Consider the following 23,663-nt stretch of genomic DNA (forward strand, 5'->3'; position numbering starts at 1 on the left):
TCATCGATCAGGGAGTTACAGTCGCCGGTGGGCCACACGGCGGAAGCCGCGCGGTGTCACAGCACCACGGCCCACCGCCCTGTCCTGCCAAAGACAAAGGGCAACCCCGAACCCTTACCGATGAGGGAACCCCCTTCGACTGAGGAAGGCGGCGACATGACCGACCCCAAGGCCATCCAGCCGAGCGAGCTCGACCAGCTCCCGGACCGCGACCCCGAGGAGACCGCCGAATGGCAGGCCTCCCTGGACGCCGTCACCAAGGCGGCAGGGCCGCACCGTGCCGCGTACCTGATGCGCCGCACACTGGAGCGAGCCGAGGGCAACGGCATCGCGCTGCCCAAGCTTCTCGAGACCGACTACGTCAACACCATCCCCACCTCCGCCGAGCCCGCCGTGGACGGCGACGAGGCGATGGAGAACCGGATCACCGCCTGGAACCGCTGGAACGCGGCGGCGATGGTGACCCGGGGCGCGAAACACGGCGTCGGCGGCCACATCGCCACCTTCGCCTCCGCGGCCTGGCTCTATGAGACCGGCTTCAACCACTTCTTCAAGGGCAAGGAGGCCGACGGCTCGGGCGACCAGCTCTACATCCAGGGCCACGCCTCCCCCGGCATCTACGCCCGTGCCTTCCTCGACGGCCGCCTGACCGAGGCGCACCTCGACAACTTCCGCCAAGAGGCGGCCGGCAACGGCCTCCCGTCGTACCCGCACCCGCGCCGGCTGCCCTGGCTGTGGGAGTTCCCTACGGTGTCGATGGGCCTCGGCCCGCTCTCCGCGATCTACCAGGCGCGTTTCAACCGCTACCTCACCGCGCGCGGCATCAAGGACGTCTCCGACTCGCACGTCTGGGCCTTCCTCGGCGACGGCGAGATGGACGAGCCCGAGTCGACGGCGGCCCTCGCACTCGCCTCCCGCGAGGGTCTGGACAACCTGACCTTCGTCATCAACTGCAACCTCCAGCGCCTCGACGGCCCGGTCCGCGCGAACTTCAAGATCGTGCAGGAGCTGGAGGCCCAGTTCCGCGGCGCCGGCTGGAACGTCGTCAAGTCGCTGTGGGGCAACGCGTGGGACGAGCTGTTCCAGCTTGACACCACGGGCGCGCTCGTACGCCGCCTGCGCGAGGTACCCGACGCCCAGGTGCAGACGTACCAGACGCGTGACGCGGCCTACATCCGCGAGGACTTCTTCGGCAAGGACCCGGCGCTCGTCGAGCTCGCGAAGCTGCTGAGCGACGACAAGATCCTCGAGTGTTTCCACCTCTCGCGCGGCGGTCACGAGGCCCGCAAGGTGTACGCGGCGTACCGTGCCGCCCTGTCCCACAAGGGCGCGCCGACCGTCATCCTGGCGCAGACGGTCAAGGGTCACACCCTCGGCCCGGGCTTCGCCTCGAAGAACGCCAACCACCAGATGAAGAAGCTGTCGACGGACGAGTTCAAGCAGATGCGTGACCTGCTCGAACTCCCCATCAAGGACAGCGACTTCGTCGACGGGGTCGTGCCCTACGGCCACCCCGGCGCCGACTCCCCCGAGGTCCGCTACCTCCAGGAGCGCCGCGCGGCCCTCGGCGGTCCCGCCCCGGCCCGCCGCACGCACGCGATCGCTCCCCTGCCGTCCGCCTCGGAGAAGGCGTTCGCGTCCTTCGACAAGGGCTCGGGCAGCCAGAACGTGGCGACGACGATGGCGTTCGTCCGCCTGGTCAAGGACCTGGTCCGCGACAAGGAGACGGGCCGGCGCTGGGTGCCGATCGTCCCCGACGAGGCGCGCACGTTCGGCATGGAATCGTTGTTCCCCTCCCTCGGTATCTACTCCCCCAAGGGCCAGACGTACGAGCCCGTCGACCGCGACCAGCTCATGTACTACAAGGAAGCCAAGAACGGCCAGATCCTCAACGAGGGGATCACCGAGGCCGGTTCGATGGCGGACTTCATCGCCGCGTCGACGTCGTACGCGACGCACGGCGAAGCGATGATCCCCTTCTACATCTTCTACTCGATGTTCGGCTGGCAGCGCACGGCCGACCAGATGTGGCAGCTCGGCGATCAGCTCGGCCGCGGCTTCCTGGTCGGTGCGACGGCCGGCCGTACGACGCTGACGGGCGAGGGTCTGCAGCACGCGGACGGTCACTCGCCGGTGATCGCGGCGACGAACCCGGCGGCGCTGTCGTACGACCCGGCGTTCGCGTACGAGGTGGCGGCGATCGTGAAGGACGGTCTGCGCCGGATGTACGGCGAGTCGGCGCCGAACGAGGACCCGAACGTCTTCTACTACCTCACCGTCTACAACGAGCCGATCCCGCAGCCCGCGAAGCCCTCCGGGCTGGGCATCGACCAGGGCATCGTCAAGGGGCTGTACCGCTTCAACACGGCGGAGTCGGCGGGGCTTTCGCCTGCCGCCAACGCGGCGCGGATCCAGTTGCTCGGCTCCGGTACGGCGATCCACTGGGCGTTGAAGGCGCAGCAGTTGTTGGCGGAGGAGTGGGGTGTGGCGGCCGATGTCTGGTCGGCTACGTCCTGGACCGAGCTGCGGCGCGACGCGCTGGAGGCGGATGCGGCGCTGCTGCGGGGCGAGGAGCGGGTGCCGTACGTCCGACAGGCACTGCACGGTGCCGAGGGTCCGGTTCTGGCGGTCTCGGACTACATGCGGCAGGTCCCCGACCAGATCGCGCAGTGGGTCGAGCAGGACTGGTCGTCGCTGGGAGCGGACGGCTTCGGACTGTCGGACACGCGGGACGCGGCGCGGCGTTACTTCGGCGTCGACGCGGAGTCGATCGTGGTCGCGGCGCTCGCCCAGCTGGCGCGGCGCGGTGAAGTCAAGGCGACGGCGGTGAAGGAGGCGCGCGAGCGCTACGGGCTGTAGGGGTTGTTTTTCGCCCCCGCCGCCCCTACCCGTCCCATCCTTCTGGGGCTCCGCCCCAGACCCCGCTCCTCAAACGCCGGAGGGGCTGGATTGTGCCGGCCCAGGCTTGATCTTTTAGCCCGTCCGGCGTTTGAGGACGAGGCCGTTCAGGCCGAAGCGGGGGTCTGGGGGCGGCAGCCCCCAGAGATGGGACGGGTAGGGGCGGCGGGGGCGAGATCCCTCATCATGAAGGCATGCGCGCTGCCCGTCTCATCAAAATGGTGCTGCTGCTTCAATCACGCGCCTCCATGACCGCCGCCGAACTGGCCAGTGAGCTGGAGGTCTCCGAGCGGACCGTCACCAGGGACGCACAGGCGCTGTCCGAGGCGGGCGTCCCCGTGTACGCCGACCGGGGGCGGGCCGGCGGATATCGGCTCATCGGCGGGTACCGGACCCGCCTCACCGGACTGGCCCGCAGCGAGGCCGAGGCCCTCTTCCTCAGCGGCGTGCCCGGCGCGCTCCGCGAGATGGGCCTCGAAGACGCCGCCTCCGCCGCCCGCCTGAAGGTGTCCGCCGCCCTCCTCCCCTCCCTCTCCGACGCCTCCCGGACGGCGTCCCAGCGCTTCCACCTGGACGCGCCCAACTGGTTCGTCGAGCCCAAGGCCCCCGACCTCCTCCCGACCGTCGCGGACGCGGTGTGGGACGACCGGCAGGTGACCGCGCGTTATCGGAGTCGGGACACCGAGGTGGAGCGGGTACTGGAGCCTTACGGGCTCGTACTCAAAGCCGGCGTCTGGTATCTCTGCGCCCGCATCCCCGACGCGGACACCTTCCGGGTGTACCGGATCGACCGCTTCACGGCGATGGACCCCGGCGCGGACCGCTTCGTACGGGACGAGGAGTTCGACCTGCCGGCCTTCTGGGCGGAGCGCGCGCAGCAGTTCGCACGGTCCATCCTGCGCACGGAGGTGGTGGTACGGCTGTCCCCGGACGGGGTGCGCGCGCTTCCCTACGCCGTCGATCCCGTCTCCGCCCGCGACGCGCTGGCCGCCGCAGGCCCCCCGGACGACGACGGCACGCTGACCGTGACGCTGCCGGTGGAGTCCGAGAAGGTCGCCCACTCCCAGCTCCTGGCGCTGGGGCCGGAGGCCGAGGTGCTGGCGCCGGAGAGTCTGCGGGCGCGTTTCACGGACGACGCGAAACGGCTCGCGCGCCTTTACGGAACATAACAATCCACCTCACTCCACGTGCGCCCCACCCGTCCAGGCCCGATGCTTGACCCGTGATGGACGAGACGGAGTTCTGGGAGCTGGTGGACGCCTCCCGCGAGGCCGCCGAGGGCGACCCCGAGGAACAGGCCGACCTGCTCGTGGACCGGCTCCTCCAACTGGACCCCGAGCTGGTCCTCGACTTCGCCCGTCACTTCGAGGCCCGCTACAACCGCGCCTACACCTGGGATCTGTGGGGCGCGGCCTGGGTCCTGCTGGACGGCGCGAGCGACGACGCCTTCGACTTCTTCCGCTGCTGGCTGATCGGCCAGGGGCGCGAGGTGTACGAGGGTGCTGTGCACGACCCGGACTCGCTGGCCGATCTCATCGACGACTTCGACGAGGAGATCGACGGCGACGGGGAGGAGCTCGGCTTCGCGGCGGACGAGGCCTACGAGCAGCTCACCGGCGCGGTCGCCGCCGACCTCGGCATCCCGCCCGCCCCCGCGGAACCGACCGGCACGCCGCTCGACCTGGAGAACGAGGCCCTGCTGGCCGAGCGGTACCCCAAGCTGTGGGAGCGCTTCAGGGGCTAGGCGGGCCGGCGGCTGTCACGCGCACCGTGCCTCAGGCCGCCTGTCGGCGGCGGGTCGTGTCCGTCGGGATGTAGGCCTGGTTCTGGTCCGCCCGTACCGCGTGGTGCATCGGGGCCGCGTTGGCCTGGTCGAGCGCGGACGCGGTGACGGCGGCCGGCCCGAGGATCACCGTGGTGACGGCGCAGACCACCGCCCAGGGTCCGCGCGCCGACCTGGTCCAACTGCCCGACTTCTCCGTGGTGTTGGTCTGACTGCTGTTCATTTCCCCACCTCCGGTCAGTGCGTGTGCATGACGATAGGGAGACCTCCTCGGGGGACCCGGTGAGCCGCCTGCGAGCAACCTGTGAGCGCCGCGCGGGCGGGGTTGGAGTTCACAGTCGTGACGTCTTGACCCGTCCGGTGCGCCCCGGCTTGCGGTGGCCGCCGCCGAACAGGAGCGACCCTCTCTGGCTGCAGCCGGACGGGAGCCATCTCCAGCTCCCCGAGTGGGCCGATGTGCAGCCCGACTGGACGGCGGAGAGCGTCGGTTGGTTCGAGGACGACGAGATGGTCGCCGTGGCGCTCGTGCTGTACCGGGCGTTCCCCGGGACCGGGCCGCTGTCCCGCCTACCGGCACAGGCGGCCAGGCCGTGGAGTACCTGGGGGAATGGGAACGCCCGGTGGGCACTCAAGGGAAAGTCCTGCAAGGGGCGTTGGGGGTCTACCTCGGACGGAGGTAGGAACGCCCCCAGGGGCGCGGGGAACTGCGCGACAAGCCTCCACCGGCCTGCGGCCAACACTCGACCGGGCGGGGGTCCGGCGCGCAGCCCCCGGGATGGGACGGGTAGGGGCGGCGGGGGCGATCAACGCCCTTGAAGACGAGCCGCTTCCTCACGGACAAAGGGAAGTTCGAGATACAGCGCCGCCCCAGGGCAACTGGTCATGTACCCGTCCTTGTGCCCCGCCAGCGCGGGAAGCCTCGCCGTCGTACCGGACGCGTACCGGCTGAGACTGTTACTGGACACCAGTCGAGCCGTGGCCCGCGGGTCGACATCGGCCAGCCCCAGCTTCCACGCGGCCACGGCGGCGATCGCCCGCGTCATCGCGGACGGCACCTCCGCCCCCGCCGTGAACGTCCCGATCGCCGCGATCCCCGCCGTCCGGTGATTGAAGCCCTGCGTATGCGCACCGGTGACGGGCCGGTCCACACCCCCCGCGCGTCCCTCGTAGACCGTGCCGCAGCGGTCGACGAGGAAGTTGTAGCCGATGTCGTCCCAGTCACGCGCGCCGGTCTGCCCCGCGTAGAGGTAGCGGATGATGCGGGGCGCGTCCGCGCACGCGTAGCCGTTGGGCGAGTCGGTGTGGTGGACGAAGACGGCGACGACCTTGTCGTCGTAGCGCGGCGGCGGCTGCGCGTGCCGGGTGAGCGGGTCCAGCCAGGCCGAGCGCGGCACGATGTGCGGCCGCACGGCGGTGTGCAGGGTGACGGGCCGGGCCGCGACCGGGTGCGGTGGCACCGCCCGCCCGTGCCCGATGCCGTCGGCGCACAGCACGAGTCCCACGACGGCGGCCAGTCCGGGCACACAGGCGAGCGCGATCCGCACGCCGCGGGGCGTCCGGGCCGCGACCGCCCGCCGGGTTCCCGGCGATCTTCGGACACGCATGACCCCACTCTCGGCCGGATCCGCTCCGACCGCGATGTGTGCTGTGCCACCCGGTGGAACCATCGTCCTGGTCCGAGGCGTTTTCCCGGTTGCACGCACGCGTGACGCTTCCGGGGTGCCACACGTGCGCGTGGCTGATCATCGGGACCGTCCCGCCCGTAATAGGGGGTCCGACAGAAAGGCGGCTCCGTGGACCTGCTCGACATCGTGCTGTTGCTGGTCGTGGTGGCCTACGCGGCCTCCGGCTACCGGCGTGGCCTCGTGGCCGGCTGTGTCTCGTTCGCCGGGTTCGTGGGCGGCGCGGTCATCGGCGTGTGGGTGCTGCCCTGGATGATGGATCTCGCGGACCCGGGGACGACCTCGGCGACGGTGACGGCGGTCCTGACCGTGCTGGTCCCGGCCGTGGTGGGGCACGAACTGGCGGGGCGCCTCGCGCTGCGGCTGCGCAAGGAGCTGGACCAGGGGCCGCTGCGGGTGGCGGACGGGGTCGGCGGGGCGGTGGCCAACTCGGTGGCGGTGCTGATCGTGGCCTGGGTGGCCGCGAGCGTCCTCGCCGCATCCTCCTCGTCCCTGCTGACGACGGCGATCCGGGACTCCCGGCTGCTCGGCACGGTGCAGGACGCCATGCCGGACACCACTCCCGGCTGGTTCTCCCGGGCCACCTCCGCGCTCACCGAGGCCGGCTTCCCGCAGGTCTTCAACCCGTTCGAGAACGAGTCGACGGCCGAGGTCGCCAAGCCCACCGGCGACAGCGTCACCGCGAGCGCCACGAACGCGGCCAAGCGCAGCACGGTGAAGATCGAGGGCGTCTCCGGCGACCAGGGCCGCGAGGGCAGCGGCTTCGTGTTCTCCAAGGAGCACGTGATGACCAACGCGCACGTGGTGGCCGGCATCGACGACCCGACCGTCCGGATCGGCGGGGTGGGGCGCTCGTACGACGCACGGGTGGTGCTCTTCGATCCGCAGAAGGACGTGGCGGTGCTCTATGTGCCGGATCTGAGCGCCCCGGTGCTGCGCTTCGACGACAGTGCCGCGCGCGGGGACTCGGCGGTCGTCGCGGGCTATCCGCAGGACGGCGATCTGAACCTGCAGGCGGCGACGGTCGCGAACCGGGTGCACGCGACCGGCCAGAACATCTACAGCGACGGCACGGTGACCCGCGAGATCTACTCGATCCGCTCCACCGTCCGCCCCGGCAACTCCGGCGGCCCGCTGCTCACCACCGACGGCCAGGTCTTCGGCGTCGTCTTCGCCCGCTCCACCTCGGACGACGAGACGGGCTACGTCCTGACGGCGGACGAGGTCGCCTCCGACGCCCGGCGCGCCGCGAACGCGACGGCGGCAGTGGACACGGGCGACCTGGTCACGTCGTAGCGTCGGCGGCCGGACGGTCGTGGTGCCCTCGCCGGGTCAGAGCGAGCAGCCCATGAGCACGTCGTCGACGTACTCCCCGGCCAGCAGGAACTCCTCGGGCAGGATCCCCTCCACCACGAAGCCCTCGGCCTCGTAGAGCCGGCGGGCGGGTGTGTTGTGCCCGAGCACGCGCAGGGTCAGCCGGCGTGCGCCCTGGCGGCGGGCCTCGTCGCGTACGGCCCGCAGCAGCGCCCGTCCGACGCCCGCGCCGCGCGCTTCCTCGGCGACGGCGAGACCCTGGATCTGACGGACGTGGGCGTTGCAGACCAGCGGGGTCGGGTAACCGAGCCGTATGTAGCCGACGACCGTGCCGTCCAGTTCGGCGACCAGATGGTCGCGCGGGCCGAACCGCTCGTTGTAGAAGGGCTCGTACGGCGGTTGGGGGCGCGGCTGCACGGAGTGCAGCGGGGACCAGGTGACCCGGTCGAGGCGGCCCAGCGCCTCCTCGTCGTCGAGGGTGGCGCGGCGTATGTGCGGAACGGGCATGACGGCCAGCCTACGGTGGGGCGCCGGTTCCAGACCGGGACCTTATGTACGCACCGGGCAGAATGGGAATCATGGAAAGTTCAAGAATCTTGGTGGCCGGCGCGTCCGGTCTCATCGGCAGCGCCCTGGTCACGTCCCTGCGGGCCGACGGGCACGAGGTGGTGCGTCTGGTGCGCCGGGCGGCCCGCGGCGCGGACGAGGTCTGCTGGGACCCGGACGGGCGGTACGTGGACACCGCGGCGCTCGGCCGGATCGACGCCGTGGTCAACCTCGCGGGCGCGGGCGTGGGCGACCGGCGCTGGACGGACGCGTACAAGAAGAAGATCCGCGACAGCCGGGTGCTCGGTACCACGGCGCTGGCCGAGGCGGTCGCCTCGATGGACGTGAAGCCGCGGGTGTTCGTGAACGGCAGCGCGCTCGGCTACTACGGCGAGACCGGTGACCGGGTCGTCGACGAGAGCGCGCCGCCCGGGACGGGCTTCCTGCCGGAGCTGTGCGTGGAGTGGGAGGGCGCGACGGCGGCGGCACAAGAGGCGGGTGTACGGACCGCGTTCGTGCGCACGGGTCTGGTCGTGGGCAAGCACGGGGGCGCCTGGGGGAAGCTGTTCCCGCTGTTCAAGGCGGGGCTCGGCGGGCGGATGGGCGACGGACGGCAGTTCTGGTCGTACATCGCGCTGCACGACGAGGTGGCCGCGATCCGGCATGTCGTCGAGACCGACGGGCTTGAGGGGCCGTTCAACCTGACCGCCCCCGATCCGCTGACCAACCGTGAGATCACCGCCGCGATGGGGCGGGTGCTGCACCGGCCGACGCTGTTCGCGGTGCCGGCGCCGGTGCTGCAGGCCGTGCTCGGCGAGATGGCCGGGGACATCCTGGGCAGCGCGCGGGTGGTGCCCAAGCGCCTGCTGGAGTCGGGGTTCACCTTCGCGTTCCCGGACATCGAGGGGGCGATCCGGGCGGCGCTCTGAATCCCCACGCGGCCGCATCCGGCCGTCATGCGACCGCTGTGCGACCGTGCCCTGCCTCTGCGCGACTTCCCTTGACCGATCACGGCCCTACCCTCGACCCGAACTCGGGTATTTCTGGGGCCTGTTGGGGGCATGACGTCTCCACCGGCCGCGCAACCGCGAGGAGGGGCACGTGCTTGATCCCGTGTACCAGGCGGACGTCGTCATCGTGGGAGCCGGGGTCGCCGGTCTGTCGGCGGCACACCGGCTGAGCAGCGCTGGAGTAACGACCGCCGTCCTGGAGGCCGCTCCTTACGTGGGCGGTCGGATGTCCACCGAGAAGGTCGACGGGTTCCGGCTCGACCGCATCGGCCAGCTACTCTCCACGGCCTGTCCCGAACTGCGCCTGACCCCGGGCCTGGACGCGCTCGTGCTGCGCCCCTTCACGCCCGGCGTCCTGCTGCACAGCGACGGACGCCGGTACCAGGCGGGCGCCCAGATGAGCGCGAGGGGCGCAAGGGGCGCACTCCACGCCGTACGCGCCCTGGCGAGCGCCCCCGCCAAGAGCACACCCCGGTCGAGCTCCCCCCTGGGCACCGCCATCGACCAGGCCCGACTGAGCACGTCGCTCGCCCGACTCACGGGCCTGCCGGTCCATCGGCTGCTGTCCCGCCCGGAGTTGCCCGCCGCACAGGCCCTCGCGGCACGCGGCGTGCCCGCCCGTACCGTCGACGGCTTCCTGCGCCCGCTGCTGGCCGCCCTGCTCTGCGACCCCGAACTGACCACATCCAGCCGCTGCGCGGACCTCGCCCTGCGGTCCTTCGCGGCCGGCCGCCTGTGCCTCCCGGAGGGCGGCGCGGAGACACTGCCCGACCTCCTCGCGCGCACCCTCCCCTCGGGCACCGTGCACACCGGCGTCCGCGTCACCTCGATCGCCACGAACACGGTGACGACCGCCGAACACGGCGAGATCCGCTGCCGGGCGGTCCTCCTGGCCACGGACGCACGAGCCGCCGCCGACCTCCTGCCCGGCCTGCGCGTACCGGACTTCCACCAGGTGACGGTGGTCCACCACGCGACGGACGAGCCCCCGCGGACGGGCGCGGCCCTGCTCCTGGACGCCGACCGAGGCGGCCCCGTGGCCCACACGGCGGTGGTCAGCGCGGTCGACCCGTCCCGCGCCCCCGAGGGCCGCGTACTCGTCTCGTCCACGGTCCTGGGCGAACCGCCCCAGTCCGTCGACACCGCGGTCCGCATCCACCTCGCCCGCCTCTACGGCACCTCCACCACCCGCTGGGAAACCCTCGCCGTCCACCACACCCCCGAGGCCGTCCCCACCATGCGCCCACCCCACGACCTCCACCGCCCGGTCCGCCTCCTGGCCGGCCTCTACGTCTGCGGCGACCACCGGGACACGAGCACGGTCCAGGGCGCCCTGCACTCGGCCCGCAGGGCGACGGCGGCGATTCTGCGGGACCTGGGAGCGGCGGGCTCGTTGCACCGAGCGGACCCGCTCCCGACAACGCGGGCGGCGTAAAGGCTTCTGTCTTTAGGGGCGCGGGGAACTGCGCGACCAGCCCCCACGGTGGCGCGCAGACCACGCAACGGCCGAAGTTACGGCGAATCCCTCAGCTCAATGCCGCGACCTTGTCGCGATACCCCCGCACAGGCGCCGCATCCTTGTACGGCTCCAACCGCCGCTCAAAGTCCCGCACATACTCGATCGCCCGCACAGACCGCATCTCAGCAGCGGCCCCCGCCGCCTCCGCCCCCAACTGACAAGCCTGATCAAGTTCCCCCAGCCCAAGCCGAGCAGAAGCAAGCACAACCCGGCAGAACAGCCGACTACGAGCAAACGCGGGCGCCCTCAGCTGAAGCGAGCGCTCAGCGTGCTGCGCGGCGGCCCGGAACTGCTGAAGATCCCGATGCGCGTGCCCGAACTCATCCGCGAGCTGCGCCTCGTCGAAGAACCGCGCCCAGTACGGCACTTCGTCCCCCGCCCGCGCCGCTTCGAGCGCCCGCTCCGCCCGCACGAGCGAGGCGGTACAACTCCGCACCTCGCCCAGCACCCCATGCCCCCGCGCCTCCACCGCGTGCAGCAACGCCTGCACCACGGGAGGCGCGTTGGTCCCCACCCCCTGCTGCGCCACACGCGCGAGCTGGACGGCCTCCCGCCCGTGCCCCAGGTAGACGGCCTGCCGGCTCATGGTGACCAGCACATACGACCCGTACGCCCGGTCCCCCGCCGCCTGCGCGAGCCGCAGCGACTGCACGAAGTACCGCTGGGCGAGCCCGTGCGCCGCGATGTCGTACGAGGTCCACCCGGCCAAGCGGGTCAGGTCGGCCGCGGCGGCGAACAGGCGCCGGCCGGTCTGCTCGCCGTAGGTGCCGCGCAGCATCGGCTCGCACTCGTGCTCCAGGTACCGCACGAGGGCCTGCCGGGCGTGGCCGCCGCCGTACATGTTGTCGAGGGTGCGGAAGAGCTCGCCGACCGAGCGGAGGGCGGCGATGTCGCCGGGGGTGACCTTCTGGCCGGGGCCGCGCTCGCCCTGGACGCGCTGGCGGGGGACGACCTGGCGGCCCTGGGAGGGGACCCGGGCGGGCTGCTCGCCGCGGGCGACCTTGTCGTCGGCCCGGCCGATCAGCCAGTCCCGGCTGGGCACGACGAGCCCGGCCGGGGTGAACGCGATCTTGCGGAGCTCGGCGTGGCTGCCGGAGTCCTTGCGCCACAGCCCGCCCACGATGTCGACGGCCTCCTCGGGGCTCGCGGCGAATTCCAGCCCGGCGTACACCGGCGCGCACGCGTCGAGGCCGAGGTCCTGGGCGGAGAGCCGGCGGCCGAGGCGGCGGGTGAAGACCTCGGCGATGAGGGCGGGGGTGGTGCCCCGGGGCTGCTGGCCGCGCAGCCAGCGGGTGACCGATGTCTTGTCGTATCTCAGATCAAGCCCGTGTTCGAGACCGAGTTGGTCCACGCGACGGGCGAGCCCCGCGTTGGAGAACCCCGCTTCGGCGATGAGCGCGGCGAGCTGTCGGTTGGGAGTGCGCTGCGCGGGTCGTTCCGTCATCTGCGGTGCGGTCTCCTGCCTTTCGGGCCTCCAGGGGCCGCTACCGGCCCTGCTGTGCCCGGATTGCCTGTGAGCAGCCCTTATGGCCTTTGTGAACGGCGCGAATGTAGCGGAGAGTGAGCAGGCGATCGCACATTTCGACGTTCGTTCATCCGATCGTGTGAGGATTGGCCGCGGGGCTGACGCGAGACGGTCGGCCGTACAGTGGCGTAGGCACGTTTCGTGCCTTACGACTTCGCAGGGAGGCGTTTGCCGTGAGTGAGCTGCGGTTCGTCCGCATGGGGTTCGGTACCGAGGCCGTGGAGTACCAGGAGGCCTGGGACGAGCAACGCCGGGTGCACGCGGCGCGCTTCGCCGACGAGGTCCCCGACACCGTGCTGCTCCTCGAACACCCGCCGGTGTACACGGCGGGCCGGCGCACCGCGGACAACGAGCGCCCCCTGGACGGCACCCCCGTGATCGACGTGGACCGCGGCGGCAAGATCACCTGGCACGGGCCGGGCCAGCTGGTGGGCTACCCGATCCAGCGGCTCCCGCGCCCGGTGGACGTCGTCGCGCACGTACGTCGCCTGGAGGAGGCGCTGATCCGCACCTGCGCGGAGTTCGGCCTGACGACCACCCGGGTCGAGGGGCGCAGCGGGGTGTGGGTGCTCGGCGACCCGGTCGAGCAGCGGCCCGTGCTCGGCGGACTCTCGCTGGACTTCGATCCGCGGCTGACGGACGACGAGTTCGACCCGCGCCTCAACGGCCCCGAGTACGCGCCCTCCAACGCCGGCCAGCGCCGCGAGGACCGCAAGATCGCGGCGATCGGCATCCGCGTGGCCAAGGGCGTCACGATGCACGGCTTCGCGCTGAACGTGAACCCGGACAACAAGTGGTTCGACCGCATCATCCCGTGCGGCATCCGGGACGCGGGCGTCGCCTCACTGGCGGCCGAGCTGGGCCGGGACGTCACGATCGCCGAGGTGCTGCCCGTCGTGGAGCGGCACCTCAGGGACGTACTGGAGAACGCGGAGCTGAAGCCGCGGGAGATCGAGAAGGCGTCCGCCTGACGCGGGAATGCGTCCCTTTGGCCTGAGGTTGCCCTCAAGGCGGGGGCGGAAAGCACGGGCGTACCCTGGTGTACGCCGAAGAATCGAAGCTACAGGGAGCCGATGTGTCCGCAGTCACCCCAGACGGACGCAAGATGCTGCGCCTGGAGGTCCGGAACGCCCAGACCCCCATCGAGCGCAAGCCCGAGTGGATCAAGACCCGGGCGAAAATGGGCCCCGAGTACACGAAGATGCAGAACCTCGTGAAGAGCGAGGGCCTGCACACGGTCTGCCAGGAAGCCGGCTGCCCGAACATCTACGAGTGCTGGGAGGACCGCGAGGCGACCTTCCTCATCGGCGGTGACCAGTGCACCCGGCGCTGCGACTTCTGCCAGATCGACACCGGCAAGCCCGAGGCACTCGACCGTGACGAGCCGCGCCGCGTGGGCGAGTCCGTGGTCACCATGGACCTGAACTACGCCACCATCACCGGCGTCGCCCGCGACGACCTGGCGGACGGCGGCGCCTGGCTGTACGCGGAGACGGTCCGTCAGATCCACCAGCAGACCGCCGAGCGCGAGGCCGGCCGCACCAAGGTCGAGCTGCTGGCCCCCGACTTCAACGCCGTGCCGGAGCAGCTCGCCGAGGTCTTCTCCTCGCGCCCCGAGGTCTTCGCCCACAACGTCGAGACGGTCCCGCGGATCTTCAAGCGGATCCGCCCGGGCTTCCGTTACGACCGTTCCCTGAAGGTCATCACGGCCGCCCGCGACTACGGCCTGGTCACCAAGTCGAACCTGATCCTCGGCATGGGCGAGACCCGCGAGGAGGTCAGCGACGCGCTCCGGCAGCTGCACGAGGCCGGCTGCGAGCTGGTCACCATCACGCAGTACCTGCGCCCCTCCGTGCGCCACCACCCGGTCGAGCGCTGGGTCAAGCCGCACGAGTTCGTGGAGCTGAAGGAGGAGGCCGAGCAGATCGGTTTCTCCGGTGTGATGTCGGGTCCGCTGGTGCGTTCCTCGTACCGCGCCGGGCGCCTCTACCAGATGGCCGTCGAGAAGCGAGGCGCGTACATCGCCTCACAGGCCGTGTGAATTCAGGCACAAGCGGCTACCGCCCAGTAACTACCGTATGACCGCGGCTCCGACGCGTCCTCGCAGTTGAGGGACCCGTCAGGGCCGCGTCGGCGTTTCGGACCCGCGCATCAAGGCTTCATTGGTGTTTGACCGGTCGGTCACGCCCTGGTAACACCAAACAGTGACCCTGGTGTCACAGCATGTACGCCCTAGATCAGAGCCGTTCCGAGGGGGGACCTCCACCATGCAGGCCGCGCCAGTCCGCGCCACCGCCATTCCGTCCTTCACCGACGCACTGCGTGCGGTCGAGTCGCTGCTCCTGAGCAGCGGCCAGCGCACCGCCCGGCGCAACGCGTGGACCTCCGTCCTGGAGGACCGCCGCCGCGCCAAGGACCGCGTCGAGGCCCAGCGGGTCCTCGAAGAGGTCACCTCCGCCCGTCTCTGAACCACACCCTCCGCTTCCTCGTACCCTCCCGTCGGGCACTGCCGTCGTCGGCGCTCCCGGGGCCACGTAGACTTCACCGCATGGCGAGGAAGGACACAGCAGCGGACACCGCTGCTAACCCCGGGCGACTGAAGCAGATCGCTCTGACGTACAAGATGACCCGCAAGGCCGACAAGAAGATCGGTCTTGTACTCGCGGCTGTCGGCATCGGCATCTTCGGTGTTTTCCTCGCGATCGGCTTCTTGATCGGTCACCCCATCTATCTCGGAATCCTGGGCCTGTTGCTCGCCTTCCTCGGAACGGCGATCATCTTCGGGCGCCGGGCCGAGCGGGCCGCGTTCGGTCAGATGGAGGGCCAGCCGGGCGCTGCCGCGGCGGTGCTCGACAACATCGGCCGAGGGTGGACGACGACCCCCGCGGTGGCGATGAACCGCAGCCAGGACGTGGTGCACCGGGCCGTCGGCAAGGCCGGCATCGTCCTGGTCGCCGAGGGCAACCCGAACCGGGTCAAGAGCCTGCTGGCCGCCGAGAAGCGGAAGATGAACCGCGTCGTCGCGGACGTACCGGTGCACGATCTGATCGTGGGCACGGGCGAGGGCCAGATCGAGCTGAAGAAGCTGCGCACGGCGATGCTGAAGCTGCCGCGCGTGCTGACCGGCCCGCAGGTGACCGCGACCACGGACCGGCTGCGCGCGATGGGCGACCTGATGAGCAACATGCCGTTGCCGAAGGGTCCGATGCCCAAGGGCATGAAGCTGCCGAAGGGCGGCGGGAAGGCCCGCTGATCCCGCGCGACCCGGGTCCTGTTCAACCCGGTCCGCTCAGGCCAGCGTCCTGAACGCCCGGTCGTAGTACACCATCGGGGAACCCTCCCCCAGTCGCACTCCCGTCACCCGGCCGATCAGGACCGTATGGTCCCCGGCCGGGTGTCGTGCGTGTGCGGTGCAGTCCAGTTCGGACACGGCCCGCTCGACCGTCGGCAGGCCGGCCGGGCTGCGGCACAGGCCGCCGGACGCGAACTTGTCGGTGCCCTTCGTGGCGAAGCGCAGGGCCAGCGGCCGATGGGCCGGGGCCAGCACGCTCACCGCGAAGCGGTCGCAGCGCTCGAAGGACGATGCCGAGTCCGCCGAGTTGGCCAGGCACACCAGGATCATCGGTGGCTCCAGCGAGACCGAGCAGAAGGAACTGGCCGTGAACCCGCGCGGGGTTCCGTCCTCGCAGCAGGTGGTCACGACCACGACACCCGAGGGGAAGCGGGCCATCGCCGCCCGGAAATCCTCGGGTGCCACCGCGGCTTCGGCTTCCAGTACTTCCTGACGCTCCGCCATGACGGTGCACCACCTGTCGGGCCTTTGATCGAGATCGTCACCCGGCTCCAGATCGACTATGCGGTCAGGGTCGCCGACCGGCAACCGGGAGGGCCGGGAACGGGCTCTGGAGCTGGAGCGGGATCTGGAGCTGGATCTGGATCGAGACCCGGCTCAGTGCACCGCTGCCGCCCGTTCCTCGCCGGACAGTGCCCAGGCGCCGTAGGCCGCGCCCGTGGTCTCGAAGGAGAGGGCGACGTGCGAGGCCGCGCTGTTCACGTCGCGCCAGAAGCGCTGGACGGGGTCGGACGAGGACTGTCCTGAGGTGCCGCCGGCACGGAAGACCCGGTCGACGGCCGAGACCAGCAGTTCCACCGCGAGGGCCAGGTCCCGGGCGCCCCGGACCGCCGCCTCGCCCTCCGGGGGGCACTGGGTGCCGTCGGCGACCGCCGCCGTGCGCAGGATCAGCAGTTCGGCGGCGTCGATCTCGGCCGCCGAGCGGGCCAGGGAGACCTGCGTCGACGGCTTCTCGCCCACCGCCTGCCCCCGGCGGTCCACGCGCGACCCGGCCCGTGCGATCCAGGCCCGCAGCGCGCCCCGGGCGGCACCGACCAGCGGGGCGGCGAACGGCAGCGCGTTCACGGCGTGCATCGGGACGATGTGGCAGCGCGCGTCCGAGGCGGGCGCCCGGCCCGCGTGCACGGCCGACCGCGGCAGGGTCCGGTGCTCGGGCACGAAGACGTCGGAGAGGAGAAGGGTGTCGCTCCCCGTTCCGCGCATCCCCACGGTGAACCAGCTGTCCTCGATGGTGAAGTCGGCCCGCGGCACCGCGAAGAACCGCACCTCGGGGCGCGCGTCGGGATCCACCGGGCCCTCGGCGGGTACGGCCGCGCAGGCCAGCGCCCAGTCGGCGAAGTGCACCCCGCTGATGTACTTCCACTCACCGCTCAGCCGCCAGCCGCCGGCCACGGGCTCCGCCTTGCCGGACGGCATGAGCGCGCCGGCCAGCAGCGTGTCCGGACCGTCCGCCCAGATCTCCGCCTGTCCCTGCGCGGGCAGGAACGCCGCGTACCGCCCGGCGTAGGCGGCGAGGGAGGCCGCCCAGGCCGCCGAGGTGCAGCCCTCCCCCACCAGGCCGACCGCGGAGGTCAGTTCGGTGAAACCGCCGGCCTCGCCGCCATGGGCCGACGGTACGAAGTGGCGGGCGAACCCCGCGTCCCGTACCGCCTGGACCACCTGCGGCGAGAGCCGCCTCGCGGTCTCGGCCTCCTGCGCGCACCGGGCCGCGATCTCGGCGACCCTCGGCGCCCGGGTCACGATCGTCGACTTGTCGCCTGCTGGCATCCTGCCCACCACCTCCGTCGGGAACGGCGACAGTGTCCCGGGAACGGCCCGTCACGGAGGTGACCCCGGGCCGTGGGCGGCGCGCAGTCACCCGCCCGGCGCGACGAAGGGGTGCCCGGAGAGCAGCAGATACGGCAAGGGGGCGCCCGGAGTGATCCGGGCGCCCCTTCGTCGTACACGTTCCGGAGGTCGTGGGTCGTGGGTCGTGCTAGATGCGGACCTCGACCGTGCCGGCCAGCCGGTCGTGCAGGCCCCGGCCGTCGCGGTCCCAGATCAGGGCGGGGATCGCCACGCAGAGCAGGGCCGTGCGCAGCAGGGCGCGGGCGGGGCTGACGCGGCCGGTGGCCAGGGCGGCCACGCGCAGGCCGAACAGGCGCTTGCCCGGGGAGAATCCGACGGTGCCGACCGTCAGGACGCCCATCACGAAGAAGACGAGCAGGGCCCAGTTCCCGGTCGCCTGGTCGTAGCCGTGCGTGATGAGGCCGTATGCGATCAAGAGGCTCAGGCCCCAGTCGACCACGAGGGCGCCGAGGCGACGGCCCGGGCGGGCGATGGAGCCCGGTCCCTCCTCGGGCAGGCCGAGCTGTTCGCCCCGGTATCCGAAGTCGACACCGGCTTGCTCGGCGGCCGCGCGGGGGCCGGAGAGCCACGAGCCGATTGCGTCCCTGTTGTCCACGCGTCCACGGTACTGCCCGCGTTTCGGGATGCGGACGGGTGGGGTCAACCGGGCGAGGTCCGGTTAACTTGTGTGAAACAAATGGGTCACGCCCGAGAAATCACGCGTCCCTAGGGTCGTGCTCAGCGTGTGCCACCGCACTGGCAGCACGAACGAACTACCACCCCGGCGGGACGGTCGGGAGTAGGAGGAGCTGGATGTTCCAGAACGCCGACGAGGCCAAGAAGTTCATCGCGGACGAGGACGTCAAGTTCATCGACGTCCGCTTCTGCGACCTGCCGGGTGTCATGCAGCACTTCACGGTGCCCGTCGAGTCGTTCGACCCGGACGAGGAGCTGGCCTTCGACGGATCCTCGATCCGCGGTTTCCAGGCAATCCACGAGTCCGACATGGCGCTGCGCGCCGACCTGTCGACGGCGCGCGTGGACGCGTTCCGCCGCGACAAGACGCTGAACATCAACTTCTTCATCCACGACCCGATCACGGGCGAGCAGTACTCCCGCGACCCGCGCAACGTGGCCAAGAAGGCCGAGGCGTACCTGACCTCGACCGGTATCGCGGACACCGCGTACTTCGGTCCCGAGGCCGAGTTCTACGTCTTCGACTCCGTGCGCTTCGCGACCACCTCGAACGAGTCCTTCTACCACATCGACTCCGAGGCGGGCGCCTGGAACACCGGTGCGGTGGAGGACAACCGCGGTTACAAGGTCCGCTACAAGGGCGGCTACTTCCCGGTCCCGCCGGTCGACCACTTCGCCGACCTGCGTGCCGAGATCTCCCTGGAGCTGGGCAGGTCCGGCCTCCAGGTCGAGCGCCAGCACCACGAGGTCGGCACCGCCGGCCAGGCGGAGATCAACTACAAGTTCAACACGCTGCTCGCCGCGGCCGACGACCTCCAGCTCTTCAAGTACATCGTGAAGAACGTCGCCTGGCGCAACGGCAAGACCGCGACCTTCATGCCGAAGCCGATCTTCGGTGACAACGGCTCGGGCATGCACATCCACTCGTCGCTGTGGGCGGGCGGCTCCCCGCTCTTCTACGACGAGGCGGGTTACGCGGGTCTGTCGGACACCGCCCGCTACTACATCGGCGGCATCCTCAAGCACGCGCCGTCGCTGCTGGCGTTCACCAACCCGACGGTGAACTCCTACCACCGTCTGGTCCCGGGCTTCGAGGCGCCGGTCAACCTGGTCTACTCGCAGCGCAACCGCTCCGCCGCGATGCGTATCCCGATCACGGGCTCCAACCCGAAGGCCAAGCGCGTCGAGTTCCGCGCGCCCGACTCCTCCGGCAACCCGTACCTGGCGTTCTCCGCGCTGCTCATGGCCGGCCTGGACGGCATCAAGAACAAGATCGAGCCGGCCGAGCCGATCGACAAGGACCTCTACGAGCTGGCTCCCGAGGAGCACGCGGGCGTCGCCCAGGTCCCGACCTCCCTCCCGGCCGTCCTCGACCGCCTTGAGGCCGACCACGAGTTCCTGCTCGCGGGCGACGTCTTCACGTCCGACCTGATCGAGACATGGATCGACTTCAAGCGCACGAACGAGATCGCGCCGCTGCAGCTGCGTCCGCACCCGCACGAGTTCGAGCTGTACTTCGACGTGTGATCGAACCCACGCCGTGAGGCGACGCCCCCGTTCCCGATTCACAGGGACGGGGGCGTCGTCGTATCGTTCTTGCACAGCTGTTCGACAGTGGTGGCAGAGGCGACGGGGGACACGGGGATGCCCGAACAGGACGACGTCGAGCGGGAGTTCGACATCAAGTGGGCGGACGGCGCCGAGCACAAGGAGCCCTCGGCTCGGGCGCGGATGCTCGCCGCGCGGTGGAAGGAGAACCCGCCCGCGCCGCAGCCCTTCCGGGCCGACCCCGGCCCGGCCGGTCCGCGGCGGTCCTCGTGGCTGTCGACGACGATCGTGCTGGGCATCGTCGCCGCGATCATCCTGCTGCTGGGGTACGCGCAGTTCCGGGCGCCGTACTAGACGGGGGCCCCGCGGCTCGTTTCACAGCTGGGCTTTGCTGCTCCTAGGGCTGATCGGGACCGCTTCATGGGAGTTGCCGGGTGCACACTGGCGGTAGGGACGAGTGCCTTACTGCGGGGTGATGCACATGCAGAGCCGATTCCGGAGCGACCGGCGGTTGACCGTGCGGATGACGGTCACCATGTTCCTGCTCGGATTGTTGTACGTGGCTTTCGTCGGCGCGCTGATCGTGCTGCTGAAGTCGTGGGTGCTGGTCGTCGTGATCATCGCCGCGATGTTCGTGGCGCAGTTCTGGTTCTCCGACCGGATCGCGATGTTCGCCATGCGCGGCCGGGTCGTGGAGCGCGAGGAGTATCCCGAACTGCACGCGGTGGTCGACCGGTTGTGCGCGCTCGCCGACATGCCGGTGCCGGTGGTCGCCGTGTCCGAGATGGACATGCCGAACGCCTTCGCGACCGGGCGCAGTCCCGAGCACGCCGTGGTCTGTGTGACCACGGGGCTGCTGCGCCGGCTGGAACCGGCGGAGCTGGAGGGTGTCCTTGCGCACGAGCTGTCGCACGTGGCGCACAAGGACGTCGCCGTGATCACGATCGCGTCGTTCCTCGGAGTGATCGCCGGGCTGATCGTGCGGTTCGCCTTCTACTCGCAGATCTTCGGCGGCGGACGCCGGGACCAGAACACCGCGATGGTCTTCGCGGCCGTGATGGGCGTATCCGCGGCGGTGTACGCGCTCAGCTTCCTGCTGATCCGCGCGCTGTCGCGGTACCGGGAGCTGGCCGCGGACCGGGCGGCGGCGCTGCTGACCGGGCGGCCCTCCGCCCTGGCCTCCGCGCTGACCAAGGTCTCCGGCGACATCGCGAGGATCCCGACCAAGGATCTGCGGACCGCGCAGGCCTTCAACGCCTTCTACTTCACCCCGGCGACCGGCAAGGAGCCGGGCATCGAGCGGCTGTTCTCCACCCACCCGTCTCTGGAGCAACGACTGGACCAACTGGGGCGGATCTCCGCCGAGTTGGGTGAGGCGGCGACCCCCGGAAAGGCGTGAGAATGGGGCTGCTGGACATTCTGCTCGGGCGCAGCAAACCGGCGCTGCCCGATCTCGACCGGCTGTTCGCGCTGCCGTCGGCGGCCGTGACCCTGGAGGCCGCGGCCGGTTTCACGCCGACCGGCGGCGGCGCGGTGTGCTTCGCCACCGTCGAGGGCGCCGCGTTCGAGCAGACGCACCGCGAGGTCCAGGCCCTGCTCGACGCGGACGCGGACCGGGACGGTCCGCCGGTGGAGCTCAGCCAGGACGGGTTCGGCTACTCCTGGCTGGTGTCCCGGCGCACCCCCGACCAACTGTCGCAACTGGTCAACGACTTGCACGCGGTGAACAGCTCGATGGAGGTCAACGGCTTCGGCCCGCAGCTGCTGTGCTCGCTGGCCGGCTTCCAAGACGAGACCGGCCGGCGGCTCGCGCTCGTCTATCTCTACAAACGCGGCACGTTCTACCCGTTCGCGCCGCTGCCCGGCGAGGGACAGCGGCGCGACAACGCGCTGGAGCTGCAGGTGAAGGCGGCACTCTCCGGCGACCTGCGGATGGAGCAGGATCTGAGCCGGTGGTTCCCGGTGTGGGGCGCGCCCGGGCTGTGAGGCACGGGCGTCACCACCGCGGGTGTGACCACCACGGGTCTCAGCCGCTCTTCTCCTTCGCCTGCCGGCGGGACTCCAGGGGGTGCTCGCGGCGGTAACGACGCTCCCACCTGGCCTGCTCGTCACGGCGCTTGCGGTAGGCCTGGTACGTCTGGGGCATGGATCCCGACGAGCCCCCGCTCGACGCGGACCGCGAGGCGGAGCCGCTCCGCCCGTACTGCAGGTACAGGAAGAGGACGGCGGCCGCGGCCAGCCACCAGACGTGGTTCTCGAATCCTAGAAGGACCAGGACGACTGTCCCGGATATCAGCATGGTGCCCATCACGGGCCTCCGTGGGCGTGGGTTTCCGAGCGGTGTGGGTGCGTCGACGAGGCGCTGGGGGAGGACGTCCGTCGAGCGGTGCGTAGAGACTAGCCCCGGGTCCGCGAGGTGATGCCCGTCCTGCGGAAAGCGGTGGGGGCCGGCTCCGTAACGTGTCTCCAGAGTAGGGACGCGCTCACACGGAGTGCATCTCCTTTTCCGGCACCCGGCGTCGAGCGGCCGTCGCGTCACACCTCCGGCGTCGCGCGCACCACGCCCGCCGCGACCGCCGCGCCCAGCGCCGCGTGATCGGCGGCGGTCTGGTCGGCGTAGTGGAACGCGAAGTCGGTGACGGCCCGTTCGAAGGTGTCGGCGCCGCCGAGGTAGGCGGCGATGGCGACGCGGTCGCCGGAACGGGCGTGGGCGCGGGCCAGGGCGGTGCCGCACAGACGCGCGTAGCCGAGGAGATCGGCCGGGCTCATGCCGGCGACGTCGGCGGAGCCCTTCATGTCGCGTAGTTGGCGCCAGTAGAAGGCGCGGCCCTGGGGTCCGGTCATCCAGCCGAGGAAGATGTCGCCGGCGGCCTGCAGCAGCCGCTGCCCGGCGACGACGCGGTGGCCGGGATGGACGTAGGGCCCGTTCGGCAGATGCTCTTCCAGTACGGACTTCCGCGCCTCCTTGATCTGGAGGAACAGCGGGTCGTCCTGGTCCCGTCCGGCGAGCAGGACGATGAAGCAGCGGGTGCCGACGCTGCCGACGCCGACGACCTTGCGGGCGGCGTCCACGAACCGGTAGCGGTCGAGGAGGAGCCGGCGTTCCTCGGCGAGGGTGGAGCGGTAGTCGCTGAAGATCTTGCGCAGGGAGGCCATGTCGGAGGCGCCGGCCGGTTCGAGCAGCGGGGGGTCGTGGACGATGCGGCGGCGTCCGTCGACGGTCTCGGTGAGCTTGCCGACGGCCTGCAGGCTGGTGCGGCGGCGGGCGCGGGAGAGGCTGGAGGCGACCGTGCGGCGCCGGCGTGCGGAGCGGACCAGGGGCAGCAGGCTCTCGGCGTCGATGTGCTCGTACCAGACGGCCAGTTCGCCCTGCCGGGCCAGGCGCCGCATGGTGGCGCGATAGGCGGCGACGGCTTCCAGGACAGCCCGCCGCGCCTTCTCCTCCGGATGCCCGTTCTCCCGCCCGGCCACGGCGACGGAGGCAGCGAGCCGTTGTACGTCCCATTCGAAGGGCCCGGGGAACGTCTCGTCGAAGTCGTTGAGGTCGAAGAGCAGGGTGCGTTCCGGGGAGGCGTACAGCCCGAAGTTCAACAGGTGGGCGTCGCCGCACAGTTGCACGGTCAGCCCGGTGTGCGGCCGGGACGCGAGGTCGCCTGCCATCACGGCGGCGGACCCGCGCAGGAAGGCGAACGGCGAGGCGGACATCCGCCCGTACCGGATCGGCAGCAGCTCGGGCAGCCGGTCGCGGCCCTGTCGCTCCAGTACGGCGACGGGGTCGGGCCGGTCGACGGGCGGGACCCAGTGGGCATGTGCGGAACGGGAGACGCGCTTACGGGCGGCCCGGCCGCGTTCGGCACGGGTCGCGGGCGTGGTCATGGCAGCCACCGCCGCATGCCGAACCTGCCCATCGCGGCTCCTTCGTCTCCGGTTGTCTCCTACTGCGGGCCTTGGGGGCAGTCAAGG

23 protein-coding genes are annotated in these 23,663 nt (G+C 71.0%); 14 read left to right on the plus strand and 9 right to left on the minus strand.

What is annotated here, in order from left to right:
- Nucleotides 1-156: 156 nt before the first annotated feature.
- The 3 genes from aceE (at nucleotide 157) to ACIQI8_RS12075 (ending at nucleotide 4,642) form a co-directional block, all read left to right on the plus strand.
- On the plus strand, nucleotides 157-2,859 hold the full coding sequence (gene aceE / locus ACIQI8_RS12065; RefSeq protein ID WP_402347841.1) for a pyruvate dehydrogenase (acetyl-transferring), homodimeric type: 2,703 nt from the start codon (nucleotides 157-159) through the stop codon (nucleotides 2,857-2,859).
- A 233-nt stretch (nucleotides 2,860-3,092) separates the two neighbouring features.
- Nucleotides 3,093-4,067, plus strand: coding sequence for a helix-turn-helix transcriptional regulator (locus ACIQI8_RS12070; RefSeq protein WP_402347844.1), 975 nt, complete (start codon nucleotides 3,093-3,095; stop codon nucleotides 4,065-4,067).
- 56 nt (nucleotides 4,068-4,123) lie between these two features.
- Nucleotides 4,124-4,642: a DUF4240 domain-containing protein gene (locus ACIQI8_RS12075; RefSeq protein ID WP_402350381.1), complete on the plus strand. Its 519-nt coding sequence runs from the start codon at nucleotides 4,124-4,126 to the stop codon at nucleotides 4,640-4,642.
- Between the two features lie 31 nt (nucleotides 4,643-4,673).
- On the opposite strand, the gene ACIQI8_RS12080 is transcribed toward ACIQI8_RS12075, so the two are convergent.
- Both ACIQI8_RS12080 and ACIQI8_RS12085 read right to left on the minus strand, forming a co-directional pair.
- The gene (locus ACIQI8_RS12080) at nucleotides 4,674-4,904 is read right to left on the minus strand and encodes a hypothetical protein (protein WP_402347847.1); all 231 of its coding nucleotides are present in this window, start codon (nucleotides 4,902-4,904) and stop codon (nucleotides 4,674-4,676) included.
- Nucleotides 4,905-5,484: 580 nt separating this feature from the next.
- A complete protein-coding gene (locus ACIQI8_RS12085) occupies nucleotides 5,485-6,285 on the minus strand; it encodes a peptidoglycan recognition protein (RefSeq protein WP_402347850.1) in 801 nt (266 codons plus the stop codon).
- Between the two features lie 189 nt (nucleotides 6,286-6,474).
- Here ACIQI8_RS12085 and ACIQI8_RS12090 point away from each other — a divergent pair, with 189 nt between their 5' ends.
- Nucleotides 6,475-7,659, plus strand: a complete 1,185-nt coding sequence (locus ACIQI8_RS12090; protein WP_402347853.1) for a MarP family serine protease — start codon at nucleotides 6,475-6,477, stop codon at nucleotides 7,657-7,659.
- Nucleotides 7,660-7,695: 36 nt separating this feature from the next.
- Here ACIQI8_RS12090 and ACIQI8_RS12095 read toward each other — a convergent pair whose 3' ends face one another.
- Nucleotides 7,696-8,184: a GNAT family N-acetyltransferase gene (locus ACIQI8_RS12095; protein WP_402347856.1), complete on the minus strand. Its 489-nt coding sequence runs from the start codon at nucleotides 8,182-8,184 to the stop codon at nucleotides 7,696-7,698.
- 71 nt (nucleotides 8,185-8,255) lie between these two features.
- Here ACIQI8_RS12095 and ACIQI8_RS12100 point away from each other — a divergent pair, with 71 nt between their 5' ends.
- Together ACIQI8_RS12100 and ACIQI8_RS12105 are read left to right on the plus strand one after the other, a co-directional pair.
- Nucleotides 8,256-9,152, plus strand: a complete 897-nt coding sequence (locus ACIQI8_RS12100; protein ID WP_402347859.1) for a TIGR01777 family oxidoreductase — start codon at nucleotides 8,256-8,258, stop codon at nucleotides 9,150-9,152.
- A gap of 172 nt (nucleotides 9,153-9,324) precedes the next feature.
- Complete coding sequence (locus ACIQI8_RS12105; RefSeq protein WP_402347862.1) at nucleotides 9,325-10,668, plus strand: NAD(P)/FAD-dependent oxidoreductase; 1,344 nt, start codon at nucleotides 9,325-9,327, stop codon at nucleotides 10,666-10,668.
- Between the two features lie 91 nt (nucleotides 10,669-10,759).
- On the opposite strand, the gene ACIQI8_RS12110 is transcribed toward ACIQI8_RS12105, so the two are convergent.
- A complete protein-coding gene (locus ACIQI8_RS12110; protein WP_402347865.1) occupies nucleotides 10,760-12,196 on the minus strand; it encodes a regulator in 1,437 nt (478 codons plus the stop codon).
- A 254-nt stretch (nucleotides 12,197-12,450) separates the two neighbouring features.
- On the opposite strand from ACIQI8_RS12110, the gene lipB reads away from it, so the two are divergent.
- The 4 genes from lipB (at nucleotide 12,451) to ACIQI8_RS12130 (ending at nucleotide 15,530) form a co-directional block, all read left to right on the plus strand.
- A complete protein-coding gene (gene lipB / locus ACIQI8_RS12115; RefSeq protein WP_402347868.1) occupies nucleotides 12,451-13,248 on the plus strand; it encodes a lipoyl(octanoyl) transferase LipB in 798 nt (265 codons plus the stop codon).
- A gap of 104 nt (nucleotides 13,249-13,352) precedes the next feature.
- Nucleotides 13,353-14,318, plus strand: a complete 966-nt coding sequence (gene lipA / locus ACIQI8_RS12120) for a lipoyl synthase (protein WP_402347871.1) — start codon at nucleotides 13,353-13,355, stop codon at nucleotides 14,316-14,318.
- A 226-nt stretch (nucleotides 14,319-14,544) separates the two neighbouring features.
- Entirely contained in the window at nucleotides 14,545-14,745 is a 201-nt protein-coding gene (locus ACIQI8_RS12125; RefSeq protein WP_280877450.1) for a hypothetical protein, read from the plus strand.
- 80 nt (nucleotides 14,746-14,825) lie between these two features.
- Nucleotides 14,826-15,530 (plus strand): DUF4191 domain-containing protein, encoded by a 705-nt coding sequence (locus ACIQI8_RS12130; protein ID WP_402347875.1) that lies wholly within the window; start codon nucleotides 14,826-14,828, stop codon nucleotides 15,528-15,530.
- 36 nt (nucleotides 15,531-15,566) lie between these two features.
- Here the strand turns inward: ACIQI8_RS12130 and ACIQI8_RS12135 are convergent, their stop codons facing one another.
- The 3 genes from ACIQI8_RS12135 to ACIQI8_RS12145 form a co-directional block, all read right to left on the minus strand.
- Nucleotides 15,567-16,073, minus strand: coding sequence for a flavin reductase family protein (locus ACIQI8_RS12135; RefSeq protein WP_402347877.1), 507 nt, complete (start codon nucleotides 16,071-16,073; stop codon nucleotides 15,567-15,569).
- Nucleotides 16,074-16,226: 153 nt separating this feature from the next.
- Nucleotides 16,227-17,396 (minus strand): acyl-CoA dehydrogenase family protein, encoded by a 1,170-nt coding sequence (locus ACIQI8_RS12140; protein WP_402347880.1) that lies wholly within the window; start codon nucleotides 17,394-17,396, stop codon nucleotides 16,227-16,229.
- Nucleotides 17,397-17,604: 208 nt separating this feature from the next.
- On the minus strand, nucleotides 17,605-18,072 hold the full coding sequence (locus tag ACIQI8_RS12145) for an RDD family protein (RefSeq protein WP_402347883.1): 468 nt from the start codon (nucleotides 18,070-18,072) through the stop codon (nucleotides 17,605-17,607).
- A gap of 197 nt (nucleotides 18,073-18,269) precedes the next feature.
- On the opposite strand from ACIQI8_RS12145, the gene glnA reads away from it, so the two are divergent.
- The 4 genes from glnA to ACIQI8_RS12165 all read left to right on the plus strand — a co-directional run bounded on the left by glnA (nucleotide 18,270) and on the right by ACIQI8_RS12165 (nucleotide 21,686).
- Nucleotides 18,270-19,679, plus strand: a complete 1,410-nt coding sequence (gene glnA / locus ACIQI8_RS12150; protein WP_402347886.1) for a type I glutamate--ammonia ligase — start codon at nucleotides 18,270-18,272, stop codon at nucleotides 19,677-19,679.
- A 117-nt stretch (nucleotides 19,680-19,796) separates the two neighbouring features.
- Entirely contained in the window at nucleotides 19,797-20,054 is a 258-nt protein-coding gene (locus tag ACIQI8_RS12155; RefSeq protein ID WP_402347888.1) for a hypothetical protein, read from the plus strand.
- Nucleotides 20,055-20,181: 127 nt separating this feature from the next.
- A complete protein-coding gene (gene htpX / locus ACIQI8_RS12160; protein WP_402347891.1) occupies nucleotides 20,182-21,099 on the plus strand; it encodes a zinc metalloprotease HtpX in 918 nt (305 codons plus the stop codon).
- Nucleotides 21,100-21,101: 2 nt separating this feature from the next.
- Nucleotides 21,102-21,686: a hypothetical protein gene (locus ACIQI8_RS12165; protein ID WP_402347893.1), complete on the plus strand. Its 585-nt coding sequence runs from the start codon at nucleotides 21,102-21,104 to the stop codon at nucleotides 21,684-21,686.
- A 40-nt stretch (nucleotides 21,687-21,726) separates the two neighbouring features.
- Here the strand turns inward: ACIQI8_RS12165 and ACIQI8_RS12170 are convergent, their stop codons facing one another.
- Nucleotides 21,727-22,008: a hypothetical protein gene (locus ACIQI8_RS12170; protein ID WP_402347896.1), complete on the minus strand. Its 282-nt coding sequence runs from the start codon at nucleotides 22,006-22,008 to the stop codon at nucleotides 21,727-21,729.
- A gap of 227 nt (nucleotides 22,009-22,235) precedes the next feature.
- On the minus strand, nucleotides 22,236-23,576 hold the full coding sequence (locus ACIQI8_RS12175) for a DUF2252 domain-containing protein (protein WP_402347899.1): 1,341 nt from the start codon (nucleotides 23,574-23,576) through the stop codon (nucleotides 22,236-22,238).
- Nucleotides 23,577-23,663: the final 87 nt, after the last annotated feature.

The organism is Streptomyces sp. NPDC092369 (genome assembly GCF_044755245.1).
GTDB lineage: Bacteria > Actinomycetota > Actinomycetes > Streptomycetales > Streptomycetaceae > Streptomyces.